This is a genomic window from Fibrobacter sp. (assembly GCF_045131395.1).
Classification (GTDB): Bacteria; Fibrobacterota; Fibrobacteria; order Fibrobacterales; family Fibrobacteraceae; genus Fibrobacter.
Window position 1 is genome coordinate 238,489 of record NZ_JBGUQY010000004.1, and the last position, 13,770, is coordinate 252,258.

Annotated in this window: 10 protein-coding genes; 4 read left to right on the forward strand and 6 right to left on the reverse strand. The window is 50.6% G+C overall.

The genetic code is table 11. From position 1 onward, the window contains the following. Nucleotides 1–70: 70 nt before the first annotated feature. A complete protein-coding gene (locus ACJMNB_RS03320; RefSeq protein ID WP_405338974.1) occupies nt 71–2,962 on the reverse strand; it encodes a DUF349 domain-containing protein in 2,892 nt (963 codons plus the stop codon). 127 nt (nt 2,963–3,089) lie between these two features. Between ACJMNB_RS03320 and priA the strand changes: the two genes are divergently transcribed. After that, the gene (gene priA / locus ACJMNB_RS03325; RefSeq protein WP_405338976.1) at nt 3,090–5,171 is read left to right on the forward strand and encodes a primosomal protein N'; all 2,082 of its coding nucleotides are present in this window, start codon (nt 3,090–3,092) and stop codon (nt 5,169–5,171) included. A 4-nt stretch (nt 5,172–5,175) separates the two neighbouring features. On the opposite strand, the gene ACJMNB_RS03330 is transcribed toward priA, so the two are convergent. The 5 genes from ACJMNB_RS03330 to ACJMNB_RS03350 all read right to left on the reverse strand — a co-directional run bounded on the left by ACJMNB_RS03330 (nt 5,176) and on the right by ACJMNB_RS03350 (nt 12,253). Then, on the reverse strand, nt 5,176–5,922 hold the full coding sequence (locus tag ACJMNB_RS03330) for a M15 family metallopeptidase (RefSeq protein WP_405338978.1): 747 nt from the start codon (nt 5,920–5,922) through the stop codon (nt 5,176–5,178). 40 nt (nt 5,923–5,962) lie between these two features. After that, nucleotides 5,963–8,317 (reverse strand): hypothetical protein, encoded by a 2,355-nt coding sequence (locus ACJMNB_RS03335; protein WP_405338980.1) that lies wholly within the window; start codon nt 8,315–8,317, stop codon nt 5,963–5,965. Between the two features lie 37 nt (nt 8,318–8,354). Beyond that, nucleotides 8,355–10,673 (reverse strand): FISUMP domain-containing protein, encoded by a 2,319-nt coding sequence (locus tag ACJMNB_RS03340; RefSeq protein WP_405338982.1) that lies wholly within the window; start codon nt 10,671–10,673, stop codon nt 8,355–8,357. 8 nt (nt 10,674–10,681) lie between these two features. Then, complete coding sequence (locus ACJMNB_RS03345; protein WP_405338984.1) at nt 10,682–11,587, reverse strand: cell envelope integrity protein TolA; 906 nt, start codon at nt 11,585–11,587, stop codon at nt 10,682–10,684. Between the two features lie 135 nt (nt 11,588–11,722). Continuing rightward, nucleotides 11,723–12,253 (reverse strand): hypothetical protein, encoded by a 531-nt coding sequence (locus ACJMNB_RS03350; protein WP_405338986.1) that lies wholly within the window; start codon nt 12,251–12,253, stop codon nt 11,723–11,725. A gap of 117 nt (nt 12,254–12,370) precedes the next feature. Between ACJMNB_RS03350 and ACJMNB_RS03355 the strand changes: the two genes are divergently transcribed. The 3 genes from ACJMNB_RS03355 to ACJMNB_RS03365 all read left to right on the forward strand — a co-directional run bounded on the left by ACJMNB_RS03355 (nt 12,371) and on the right by ACJMNB_RS03365 (nt 13,764). Next, the gene (locus ACJMNB_RS03355; protein WP_405338988.1) at nt 12,371–13,123 is read left to right on the forward strand and encodes a nitrilase-related carbon-nitrogen hydrolase; all 753 of its coding nucleotides are present in this window, start codon (nt 12,371–12,373) and stop codon (nt 13,121–13,123) included. A 138-nt stretch (nt 13,124–13,261) separates the two neighbouring features. Beyond that, complete coding sequence (locus ACJMNB_RS03360) at nt 13,262–13,393, forward strand: hypothetical protein (RefSeq protein WP_405338990.1); 132 nt, start codon at nt 13,262–13,264, stop codon at nt 13,391–13,393. 17 nt (nt 13,394–13,410) lie between these two features. After that, nucleotides 13,411–13,764, forward strand: a complete 354-nt coding sequence (locus tag ACJMNB_RS03365; RefSeq protein ID WP_405338992.1) for a hypothetical protein — start codon at nt 13,411–13,413, stop codon at nt 13,762–13,764. The last annotated feature ends 6 nt before the right edge of the window (nt 13,765–13,770 follow it).

The window sequence follows — 13,770 nt, forward strand, 5'->3', positions numbered from 1 at the left end:
TCGCGGGGCATGCCCGCGATAAAATCAAATGAAACGAAGGCCCCGGAGCGAATCCGGGACTTCATCAAGCTTACGCTTCTGCCGGAGCAGCTGCTGCAGGGGCTTCTTCCTTATCCTTGCGGCCAAAGGCAAACACCTTGTCGCAAGCGGTGTTGAAGCGCTGCCAGGTCTTTTCGGAATGTTCGCGAGGCACGGCACCCACTTCCTTCCACAAACGACGCAAGTGCTTCACCTTGTTCATGGAAGCGCCAACCGTCTGTTCGTTCAAGTCGGTGAGCAAGTCTTCGGCCTGTTCGCAGAGCAACAGCTTCTTCTGCAAGTTGTTCTGGCGAGCCTGTTCCTGAATGTCCAGCTGGTCGCGACGACGGGTAAAGAAGTCATCGCAAGCTTCACGGAACTTCTTGTAAAGATCCATGTCCTCGATGCCGCAGAATCCAAGTTCGCGCCATTCCTTCTGGAGTTCGCGAACAGCGTCTGCAAGCTGGTTGGAGCCTGCGCTTTCGGCAAACTGGCGAACCTTTTCGATCATGGCATTCTTCTTTTCCTTGATGGCATCAAGGCCTTCGGCCAAGGAGGAATCGGCATGAGCCAAGCGTTCGAGAATCTTGTTGTAAATCGTGTTGTAACGGTTGCTGATCGCTTCGATAGCTTCCTTCGGAACCATACCGGCAGCCTTCCATTCGGCGTCCGTAGCCTTCAGTTCATCAAGAGAACCCTGGCCGGCAGCTTCCATGGCTTCCAGTTTTTCGCAAATAGCAGTCTTCGCTTCCAGATTCTTCTGCTTCGAGGCGTCCATTTCTTCGAAGTGGGCGCGCTTCTTTTCGAAGAAGCTGTCGCAAGCGGTACGGAAACGGTTCCAGATTTCGTCGGACTTGCTCTTGGGCACAGGACCCACGGCCTTCCAAGATTCCTGGAGCTGTTTTAATTTGTTCGAAGTAGCATTCCAGTCGCTGGATTCCTTGAGGGCTTCGGCTTCCATGCAAAGGGCAACTTTCTTTTCGTAGTTGGCTTCGCGGTTTTCGTCTTCGGCCTTCAGGTTTTCCTTATGCTGTGCATAGTAGGCAGCTGTTGCAGCCTTAAAGCGTTCGGTAAGAGCAGCCACGCTTTCCTTGGGAACCATGCCGATGGCCTTCCACTGTTCCTGGATTTCCTGCATGGCCTTGTACTTGTCCTTCCAGAACATTTCGGCGTTCTTGACAAGTTCTTCGATCTTGGCGCAAAGGGCTTCCTTGTCGGCCAAGTTCTTCTGGCGTTCCGCAGTCATCTCTTCGATAAAGGCGGCGCAGTTTTCCTTGATCTTTTCGTAGTTGCTCTGGAAGTGGTCGCGGTATTCCTGCAACTTGGCTGCAGAGATAGGTCCGATTTCTTTCCAGCGGTTCGTAATATCCTTGAGCTTGGCAAGAACAGCCTGGCTACCTTCTTCCTTGGTAAGGGCATCCATTTCAAGGAGCAGGTCGTCGCGGTCCTTTTCGTTATGCCAGTTTTCCCACTGCTGCATTTCCTGGAAACGGGACGTTGCAGCCTTGTATTCCTGCCACAGGTCGTGATACTTGAACTTGTTCTCGCCCACGATTTCTTTCCACTGCTGGTAGAATTCGCGAACCTTCTTGTTCAAGTCGCGGAAGTCTTCGTTTTCGTCAAGGGCCTTCACCTTTTCGATAATGGCCTTGAGCTTTGCAGAATTTTCTTCGAAGCGCTTCTGGGAATCTTCTTCGTAAGCGGTAATCTTGATCGAAAGCGTATTGCGGAGCGCATTGTAGCTCTGCAGCATGGGGTCTTCGCCTTCCAACAGCGGAAGCTTTTCCCATTCGCGAACGATGGCATGCAAATGCTTCTTGGTCATGTCGTTAGCGTCAGAATCTGCAAGGGCCTTAAGGCGTTCCAGCAGTTCCGGTCGCACCGATTCGTCGGTCGCTTCGGGCACGTCCACCACCACTTCCTTCACCTTGCGCAAGTCCTGCACCTTGAAGGAGGCATTGTTGTAGCGCTTGGTCCAGGCGGCATCCATCAGGGACTTGCCTTCGGCACATTCGGCAAGAATGGCGTCCACGCGTTCGGCGTTGTCGGCCACCTTGTTTTCAGAAATCAAGGTTTCAAGTTCTTCGAGCACTGCAGTGAGCGAAGCAATCTTAGCCTGCTTTTCGGCTTCGGCCTTTTCGGCAGCGATGCGTGCGGCATCGGCTTCGTCGCAGAACTTCTTGAAGCTTGCGTAAACTTCGTCAATGGTCGCCTGCTTGTCGCCCATGCCAAGCTTTGCGGCTTCTTCCATCAGAGATTCAAACTGGGACTTGACAGACAGGGGATCCTTCTGTGCTGCCAAGAAATGAGCTTGCTGTACAAGAGCATCGCGCTTGCTTGCCAAGAGTTCGGCCGCCTTTTTACCGTTGTCTTCAGCGTCTTTCCTTGCGCGGATTCTTTCACTTGCAGCCTTGCGAACTTCGGGCTGTCTGGAGTTCTTTGCAATATCCTGGAGCAAGGAGTCGGAGGTCACCTTGCGTGCAGCAGACATAGCGATGTCTTCGTCCAGGTCGCGGTTAGCGGCCAGGGCGAGAATCGACTGCTTGGTACAAATCTTCACAAGTTCGGCACGAACGAGGCCTGCGGTGTTGACACCCTTGAGCAGGTCTTCGGCATAATGAGTGTCCTTAACATCTTGCAGATAAGCTAGATCCACGGCACTCGGTTGGGCCTCGTTTTTAAGCTTCTTGACCACTTCTTCCAAATAGCGAGTCTTTGCCGTACGCTTCACGTCTTCGTCGGAATCATTTTCCGAAATCTTCTTTAAAGAAGCAATAATCGTCAACTTCTTAACGGCAGCCATCCTTACAGAGGCATCGGTATCGGATTCGGCAATGCGTTCCAGGACGTCCTGGTTGTCCGCACCCAATTCAGCGATAGCTTCCAGTCGCTTTTCGGGGTTGGAATTTTGCCACTTCGGTTTAAAGGCGTCAAATAAGCTCATAGAGATCTCCAATAGTATGGCAAGTCCCAAAGGGGATTTGCATACTATAATCTAACAAAAAAAGTTTTTTGAAACAAAAAAGATTGCAAAATAGGCGCTTTTTGCGGTATTAACTATCTTTTAGCCCGTGACAAAACGAATTCCAAAACTTATTGCACCCGAAGAGGTCCACCAGAAGCTCAAATCCGCCGCGCTGACGGATTTTTGCGAAGTGTACATCCCCATGGCCCCCGATGTATACACCTACGGAGTGCCCGCCGGAGTAAGCCTCTGCCGCGGAGACGTTGTCTGGGTTCAGTTTGCCACCCGTAAAAAGCCGGCCCTCGCCGTGGTCTCCAAAGTCCACCAGGACCGCCCCAAGTTTGACGTGCGCCCCGCATACCCCCACCAGTCCGGCTACCGGTTCAGCGAACGCTACATGGAAACACTGGAATGGACGGCGCGGTATTACATTAGCACACCCATGAAGGCGCTGTTCGTCTTCTGGCCCGCCGACTTCGAGAAGTACCTGGCCGCGCTTGCCTTTGAAAAGGGGGAAGCCTCCCCCTCGCTTAAGCCCCAAGGGGCTACCGCTACCCCCTCTGCAGGGGACACCCCCGCAACGCCCCCGAACGCGCCTCAGCTGACTTTAGAACAAACTAACGCATTCAACACGCTCTGCGAGGAACTGGACAAAGACGGATTCCGCGGCGTATTGCTTCACGGCGTTACCGGTTCTGGCAAGACCCGCGTTTACCAGGAGCTGGCCCGCGAAGCCTTGAAGCGCCACAAGAAAGTTTTAATCCTGGTGCCTGAAATCGGACTCACGCCGCAAACCCGCAAGCGCTTCGAAGACTTTCTGCAAGTTCCCACTGTGGTTTTGCACTCGGCGCTTTCTGCGCCCAAGAAGCGCGAAGGCTACGTCTCGATTTTGAAAGGCGACACGCAAGTGGTTCTCGGCACCCGCAGCGCCATTCTCGCCCCCTTCGATTTTGACCTGGTGATTCTCGACGAAGAACACGACACCTCTTTCAAGCAGCAAGACCCGGCACCGCGTTACCACACCCGCGAAATGGCATTCCATCTGGCGTACAAGTACGGCGCCCTGGTGGTACTCGGCAGCGCAACGCCCAGCCTCGAAACCTTCAACAACGCGAAGGCAAACAATTTAAAGACGGTGACACTCAAGGAACGCGCCACCCAGGCGCCGCTCCCCAAAGTAGACATTGTGGACATGAGCAAGATGCGCCAGCAAAAGGGAATCTTGCTTTCGCCCGCATTGCGCGAAGCACTCACCGATTGCATCGAACGCGGCGATCAGGCGATTATCCTCATGAACCGCCGCGGCTTTTCGAAGATGCGCGTGTGTACTGAATGCGGCGAAACGCTTTACTGCAAGCACTGCCACATTCCGCTGGTGTACCACAAGCAATACCGCTCCCTCATGTGCCACTACTGCGCCGCCCTTTACCCGGTGAACACACCGTGTAGCGCCTGCGGCGCCGAAACCTACGAGTTTGTGGGCGGCGCCATCGAGATGCTGGAAGAAGAAATCAACGAGTGGATTCCGAATGCGAAAGTCATCCGCATGGACCGCGATACTACGCAGAATGTAGGCGCCAGCGAAAAGATTCTGGACGCCTTCCGCAATCGCGAATACAATATCCTGATTGGAACGCAGATGGTAGCCAAGGGCCACGACTTTCCGGGCGTGCAATTAGTCGGGGTCGTTGGCGCCGATAGCGGTCTCGGTATTCCCGACTTCCGCTCCACCGAAAGACTTTTCCAGTTGCTGAGTCAAACTGCAGGGCGCGCGGGTCGTGCCGGCGGCGAGGGGCAAGTGCTGATTCAGACACTCAAGCCCAGCGAACCCATTATGCAGTTCGCCGTGAATCACGATTACAACGGGTTTGCCAATAAAGAAATGGAAGACCGGCGCGCTGCCTTCTACCCGCCCTTCTGCAAGCTCGTCGAAATCAGCTGCGGAAGTCGCGACGAAGATTTGTTACGCCATACCATGGAACGTTTGGAATCGCTCCTCCGCGCCGACAAGAAGCTCATGGTACTCGGCCCCGTCGATGCCTTTGTCCCCGTGGTCCAAAACACCCACTGGGCCAAGCTTTACATCAAGACCCAGGACCTAGCGCCTGTACGCAAAATCCTGCACCCCATCATCAACGGCGCCAAGCCCTGGGTGCAGAACGTAGATATTAAAGTGGAAATTGAATAGCCCGCTATAAAGGGAACTTCGGGTAATTTTCGCGGACGTATTTGCTGGGGTACGCATTAAAGTGCCACCATTCGCTGCCCAGCGGCACCCAGCCCGCTCCCTTCATAATCTTGCGGAGCTTGTTACGGTTATCCACCTGTTCCTGCGTCAAGCGGCCGCTCTTCAAAGCTTCCGCTTCGCCGACTTCGCCCGCGCAGCGTTCAAAGGAATCAAAGTCCGTGCCCATGTCAAGCAAGTTGCCATCGGCATCGGTAATGCCCAAATCCAGCGCCAAGCCAAAGTTATGGAGCCCGCCCGTGGCCGGCGAAGACACGTAAGCCGAATAGGGCGTCCCGCGTACCGTCTTCCGCAAAGCCTCCTGCGCATACAACGGCCGCGAGGCATCGAATATCACCAGCTCCGAACCCGGCATTTCACGCTCCATAATCTTTACGGCCTTGCGGAGCTTGGCTGCCGCATCCTTATGCACAAAGGCGCGTTGCACGCCGCAATACAGGTCATGCCCCGTCACATTCTCAAAAGTCGCGTAGCGCAAGTCCATACGCACGCCTTTGAGGCGAGTAATTTCTACCATGTTGGAATCATGGGTGGCAAATTCAATCCACTTCTTTACCGAAGAACAATAACGCAGGGGCTTCTCGGGCTTCGGCGGCACAAACAGGGAATCCGTCTCGTGCGAGAACGCTAGGGCACTAGCGAATAAAGCGAAAAAAAGCGCATACAAGATTCTATGTGGATTGCTTCGTCGCACAGCTCCTCGCAATGACGCCATTCCTGAATCGGAATCAACTCTAGAACGTAATTTCTACGCCAAACTGCGGATAAAGTCCCATGCCCTTCGCCATGAAGGGAACCAGGTCATAGCCGTCGGTAGAATTGCCATTGTTATCGCGGGTCACCCAGGAGCGTTCACGAGCGTTTTCACCGCCCAAGAACTTAAGGGCATCCACATCGAGATTGGCAAAGATGTTGTCCAGTTCCACAAAGAAGCGAGCCTTCCACGAGAACGGTTTCTGGCCAACAAGGTCAAGGTTCACGCGGGCATCGGTACGGAACATATCCGTAAACTGGTTCAAGTCCCTCAGGCGGCGAGTTCCGTTAGAATGGTCCTTGATATCGGAGGGCGTAATCTCGTAGTAATACAGCGGACGATGCAACGCAGCATGGTGCGTAATAATCACCGAGATAATGGAGTCCTTACGCGGGTAATAACGAAGGTGAGACAGAATATCCAAACGGGAATTGGCTTCCCACGGGAGCGACTTGCCGCCTTCCAGTTCGTATTCACCGTAAACGGAACTGATATTGGACGCCATGGAGAAATGGTGAGAAGTCTTGAGTTCCACCGTACCCGAAACACCGGCCACCCAGGCATAATCCACCGGAGTCACGTCGTTGTACTGGGCATAGGCCTTGGGCATCGGCAAAAGCGGATCCGGGTAGTAGCGGCCAAAGCCGGAACCCTGAGCAACCAGGTACCTAGAGTTGTAACCCAGGCCAAGCTTACCGGACACGCCCGATTCCAAGCGACCCGTCAGTTCGCCGTCATCGTAATAAGGTTTCCAGTCACTGCGGTAAGCGGCATTGGCCAAAAGTCTCCAGAAGGCGGTATCGACCTTGGAAAGATTCTGGTCAAAATCAAGAGATGCGGTCGGAGCGGCCTTGCCCTCATTCACATCGGCAATGGCTCCCAAAGAAAGAATCTTCTGGGAATAACTGCTCTGCCAGTTCATGCGGCTCACGCCAGACCATACGCCCGCATTGAAATCATCCTTTTCCGTACCGCCAAAATCCTGGTACTTTCGTTCTATAAGATGATGTTCATAGAGCAACGCATTGCTCAGCTTGGCACCCAAGATTTGACCTTTCTGCTTCTTTTCAAGTCCACCGGTCAAAGTCGTATGGGTCTGTTCATAGCCGTCAATGAAGGTGGCGGCATCTTTGGAATTCGCCTTGCTGCGGAAACCGGTAGTATCGCGGAGCGTGTCACCGAGAACTTCCCGCACAATGCCGGCATGAGCCGAAAGACCGTTCCGGGCATTGTATTCGGCGCCAACCACCAAATACTGCTGCTTGCCTTCGATAATGTCAATGGAGTTCACCTCGTCAACGGCCTTGGAGGTATCCTGATGAATGCTGTATTCATCGGAGCTGTACAAGGTACGAAGCGCCCAGGTATTTCCGCTGGAGTCAGAACCATTGAACTGCGCATAGACATCGTAAGCTTCCAGGTCGAACTCGTCAGCAGACTTCACCTTGCAGTTATCTACACATTCGCCGCCGCGCTTCCTGAATTCCGTAAAGAACTTTTCGCCCATGTTCTTGAGCATTTCCGGGTCAAGCCTGCGGAAGGCAAAGCGGAAGCTATCCCAGAACAGCCAGGGAGCATCAAGAGTCACTTCTTGCAGCGTGATACCGGCCGTTCCGCGAAGCCCCCATTCGCCCTTGGTCTGTTCAGGAATATACTGTACCGAAGTGGCAAGTCCCTGACCGATAGGGCCTTCTCCGTAATGGTCATGAATTTCAATACCGCTCAAGATATGGGGATTAATCACAGAAAGGTTTCCGGGGAAGCCCACATCCAGGTGGCGCATGTTCGGCACGCGAAGCTGACCCAGATGGTAAGCCACGTCGCCTGCACGGGAACCTTCGTAATAAAGGGCGCTGCTAAAGTCTTTCTGACCAGAAATGCCCGGCATCTGGCTCAAGTGTTCCGTCACGTCAAAACGCATGCCGGCCGCATCTTCCAGCTTATCCAGGTTCACCTTGCGTTCAAAGCTCCACTGCACCTTGTCGCCACCACCGCCAATCACGGTGCTTGTACCCAAGTTGCGCACGTCGGACGTAGTTTGCATGGTAATGACCATGTCATAAAGATCTGCAAAATCCTGCAATTCGATCTGTACGCTGTCAAAACCGTCTTTCTTGAATAACAGAATCGCGTTCCTGGAATCAACCGTCAGTTCAAAACGGCCATCGGAGCCTGTCTCGCCCAACTTCTTTCCCGACAAATAGGTAATGGTCGCATCCTTAACCGGCAAATCAGTTTCAGATTCCAAAACCACACCCACAATCAAGGTCGGGGTGGCGGCAAACAGGAATGTCGCAAAAAGCAGGACAAAAAAGAACAGGGAACGAATTCTCATATTTCTTAAATTAGAAAAAACTATTCCTTTAAACAAATTATTTCATTATGCAACGAACTGCTAAACGGCTCTTTAAACCATAATAGCCAAAATAAACCGATTCTTTATACAATTCAAAGGTCCTATTATAGTTCGAAATATACGAGGTAGAAGACCACCAAAAGCCTGCATCGGCCTTCACATACCCCTTAGAAGAATAGTTTCCGTCCAACACACTCGTCGGAACACCACCAAAGCCAAATTCATCTGTTCCAGAATAGAACGATGTACTCCATAGAGCCTTATATGACGATCCTACAGCAGCATACAAATCTTCCCAATCAGCATTCGATGGCAAGCGCCAGCCTGAAGGACAAGCTTTACTTGCTGAATCATATTCATACAAACGTCCATACTTAGCGCAATATGATGCCGTATCGTTCAAGCAATAGCTCACCTTCATTTTGTAATTCAAGTTTTGAGCCATCCATACCTGGGATCCAATTTTAATAGTCCTATACACAGTCGTGTCACGCATGTCTAAATACTCGCCATATTTTCCTGCAGCCAACATTTCTTGGTTCAAGTATTCCGTAGTCACACATTTATATTTCGTGCAATCATACTCCGAGGACAACACACTACTACTCGACTTCGGCGCAACAGCAGAGGAACTGCTAGATTTAGGCGAGGTTTGAGCATCGCCCTTTAAGCAGCGAACAGACATTCCATACGTACTTGCATAGGAATCAGTATAATCATATAATATGCTATTATCACTTAAGAGGCAACGGTACTCATTTTCATCTGCAGTCCAGTATAAGCCATGCGTCGAAGATCCGCAAAAAACGACATTTCCAAAGAAATGACTTGCAATTCCAGAAAAACCAAATTGGTCCGTTCCGCTTTCGCCATAAGTCCATGTTAATGATTTCAAACTGTTTCCAACACCATCTGTACCATTTTTCGAATCCACATATTTATTCAACACTTCCCATTCCGCTTCGCTAGGCAAATGCCAGCCAGTCGGACAGACCACAATAGCGTCACTCTGTAGGTAAAGGCGCCCATACTGTTTACAGTTCGCTGTATCCCCCGCATAGCATTTACTATTGATGGTCGAATAATTCAAGTTCTGTGCCATCCAAGTTTGCGTTCCGATTTCAATCGTCCTATAAACCTGATCATCACGCGTGTCCAAATACTCACCATAATCACCCGCAGCAAGCATGTCCTGGTTCAGGTATTCCGTAGTCACGCAATTGTACAAAGAACAATCGTATTTACCCTTAACTACGGCACTGCTCGAAGACTTCACCACGCTAGAAGAAGATGCCGCAATGCTACTCGAAGACTTAACGACACTTGCAGAGGAGGCGACGCTGGTCGAAGATTTTGCGACGCTGGCAGAAGACGGAGCCTCGCTACTTGAAGATTTGATAGTAGAGTCTTTAGAGACTTCTTCACCGTCGGATGTTTTTTCGGAATCTTCAGAAGGTTCTACTTCTTCAGAAGATTCCTCTGAACTACTAGAAGAATCTTCTTCTATCACGTTTTTCGCATTCCTTAAAGAAGAGGAATCAAAATAGGCCTCATGGCGGTCACCCTCGATGCAACGCACAGAAACTCTTGGGTTATTCAAATAATTAATGTCACCGTCTTTAACAAAGTCGTCATTTTCGAAGGACAGCACGTAGCCCATGAGCATTGTCGCAAAGGATTCCCGAACCGTATCGGCAATCCCCCAGAAATAGGCGTTATCGTGAGTACTGCAATCAGAGCCACGACAAATACCCGCAGGGAGCGCCTTAAATCCATAGGGATCGTTTCCAGAAGCGACTGCGAAACGGATATCGTCCTTAGAAACTTCCACCATCGAATCGGCCTTGAGCCATCCATCTGTTGATTTCAGGTTCTTACCGACTTCCCCCTTCTTGCTATGGGAAGCGACATAGTCCTTCAAGACTTTCCATTCACTCTTAAACGGAACGTGCCAGCCATCAGGGCACAAGGCTCTAAGGCTATCGTAAATTTCCTGATCGCCGTTGGCCTTATCGCTCTTATGAACCTTTATAATGCTAGAGGCATTGTACAATCGGCCGTATTTTTCACACAGCGAGCTCTTTTCGGACGGGCATTTGCCCTTTCCGTCATTATAATTAAGATTTCGCGCAAGCCACTTCTGCGTTCCAATTTGAACAACTTCGTAAACCTGATTGTCACGGGCGTCAATAATCGTTTCCTTTGCACTGGAATCCAATATTTCTATCGGTTCAGAGACCAGGGCTTCGTACTTGTCTTCGTATTCCCCCTGGTAATCGGTACAAGCCACAAGGCTAAACAAAATGCCTAGAGAGGCAATCAGGGACTTTTTCATATAAACTCCTAAAATACGATGGAAATACCCACGCAAACAAGACCCGCAGCAGCGATACCCATAGAAATATTTCTGTAGGTCTGGTACTTGCCCGCATCATCGTGATTCTTTTCGTATTCAGCTTTATTCGCCGGTTCCTTTCTGGTAACGTCTTTCGCCTTGGAATCAAAGACGTAAGTCATGACGCCACCTGCCACAGAAACAGCGGCTCCGATAGAGATTGGAACCCAATGAATCTTTGTTCCGCCAGAAGGTTCCTTATTTTGTTCAGATTTCTTTTCTGCAGCACTTTGTGCAGCAGCTTTTGCCTGAGCGTCTTTCTTTTCTGCCTCGGCAGCCTTGCGCTTGTTCTCTTCTTCTTTCGCCTTGCGGTCTGCTTCTTGTTTTGCCTTGCGTTCTGCTTCTAGTTTGGCTTTGCGGTCAGCCTCTTCCTTCGCCTTGCGTTCCGCTTCCAGCTTGGCCTTGCGGTCAGCCTCTTCCTTCGCCTTGCGTTCCGCTTCCAGCTTGGCCTTGCGGTCGGCCTCTTCCTTCGCCTTGCGTTCCGCTTCCAGCTTGGCCTTGCGGTCAGCCTCTTCCTTCGCCTTGCGTTCTGCTTCTAGCTTGGCTTTGCGCTCAGCTTCTTCCTTCGCCTTGCGTTCCGCTTCCAGCTTGGCCTTACGCTCGGCTTCTTCCTTCGCCTTGCGTTCCGCTTCTAGCTTGGCTTTGCGGTCAGCCTCTTCTTTAACTTTACGATCGGCTTCTTCTTTTGCCTTGCGTTCGGCAGCAGCCTTGCGCGCTACAGCGGCATCTTCCTTTACCTTCTGCTTCTTTTCTTGAATAGAAGGCCCATTATACTCCGCCGGAGTATCCCAATCGTCCGACGACGCCATATCGGCATCATCCCAAATGTCCGCAAAGGCGGCATTACTTGCCATAAGGCAAAAAACAAAGGCAAAAAGAATTTTCTTCATATTGTTTTAAAAAAATTCCCCACCCAAAAGAGTCGCCCGCCCTGAGCGGGCCTCTTTTGAATAAAGGAATTTTAGTCCATTGTTAGTTTTTTAACGATATTAGTAGTTTGCGTAGCCATCCGTCTGAGCCGGAGCAGCGTCCTGCGGAGCAGCTTCAGATGCAGCGGGCTTCATGATGATGCCATCAGGTACCAGGGCCGGAGCCTTGTCATCCTTTTCCACAGCCAGGCTCGGTTCATAGACAGAAGCCCACTTGGCGGTTTCATCCGGAGAAATGGCCACGTAGTCCAAAGCCAGGCCAGAATACTTACAGTACTGCTTTTCGACCATGCCGTTCTTTTCCTGGTGGAATTCCATACGGACACGGTAGATATCCTTGGCTTCGGGCTTCTTGGAGCTTACGAACTTGACGAAGTCGACTTCGGAGCAAGGACCGTCCTGCTTGAAGAACACAGGGCCAAGAACCACGGCCTTAAGTCCACCGTAAGCGCGGATCTGAGTCGTTTCCTTGTGGCTGATATCGTTCATCTTCTCTACGTTGGTAGAAGAGAATGCAGCGCATCCGCAGAAAGCAGACATAGCAACGGCCGAAGCCAAAAGAAGGGTTTTAGAGAGGATTGTTTTTTTCATGGAGTCCATCCTTGTGTTTTGGTAATTTTTGTTAACATGAAAGTTAAGAAAAATAAACATTTGTGTCACCCCCCAAAAATGTATTTTTTCCCCATGCTCGACCTATATCTTGTGCAAATGGACGTTTTTCCCAATAACAAGGCAAAAAATTTTGCCAAAGTTTCCGATTTAACCGCCCAAATCCATAAGAATCAGGACGATCCCGTCCCCGGAGTAATCATTTTACCGGAAATGTTCGCCACGGGCTATTTGCCCTTGCACCCCGAAAGTGCCGCCGAAGATTTTTCGACCAAGGACTCCGGCGAAACTGCAAAATTTTTATACGAGCTTGCAAACAAAACCGGTTGCACCGTCATGGGAGCCGGTATCGCAAAATCTGGTAAGCAACTGTTGAACCACAGCAGCATTTACCAGCCCGCCCAACCGCAAGAGTTCGCCCACTACGACAAGCGCCGCCCCTTCTTTATGGAACAGGGAAAATTCAGCGCAGGCGAAAAAGTTAATTTGTTTAAAATATCGAATTGGAATGTCGCAGCGACCATCTGTTTCGATTTACGCTTTCCCGAACTTTACCGTGACGCCGTAAAAGCAGGAGCAAGACTGATTACCGTTCAAGCAGCTTGGCCCGCCGCACGAATCACGCACTGGAAAACCCTGTTGCAAGCCCGCGCCATCGAAGATCAGGTGTATATTGCCGCCGTCAACTGCACCGGCAACGCTTTAAATGGCGGTAACTCTATGATAGTCAACCCCAAAGGCGATATCATGGCATCTACAGGCCAAGAAGAAGGCGTTATTTACGCCCGAATTGAGTCCGCTCCGCAAGAAGAATATCGTGAAAAATTTCCTGTCTTAAAGGAAATAATCTAACTCACGGTCTATCAACAATTTAGGCTCAACATACCCAAATTAGTCCAAAAAAAGACTTCATTTTTGACATTGAAATGTCAAAAATATATTGTATCTTTATAGTAAGAAACGAATACGTCTTAACGTGTGAGGTAAAATATGTCGAACACAAACAGACTCCAGTACGCCAAGGCTCTAATCAAAGCCGGCATCACTCGCGAGCTGATTCTCAAGATCACATCGATCTCGAGTTATCAGTATTCCCAGATTCAAAGGGAACTCGCCGCATAGGGATTCGCACATTGCGAATGGTGTTAATCATTTCTGCACAGCCAGCCACCTCCAATGAGGAAAGGCAGGCTGTGCTTTTTAGTTGCTTTCGCGACGGTTCCCTTTTAATGGAAGCCAAAGACGGCAAGAAGCCGGCACGTTTCTACCTCAAACCAGGCGACATTTTTCCTTGGGACCAGTTTTTGCCCAAGCTGCTTGTCAACTGGCAACTCAGCGACTACAAGGACATTCCCAAAGAATTCAAGCCCCAAAAAAGAATTCCCGACTTTGTGCTAGAAGGGCTCCTGAAAGAACCTCTCGAAACACAGCTCAAAATTCTAGCGACATTAAGAAGCCAGGGGTATTTTTCGGCTTTGCCGACAAGGAAATGATTTTTC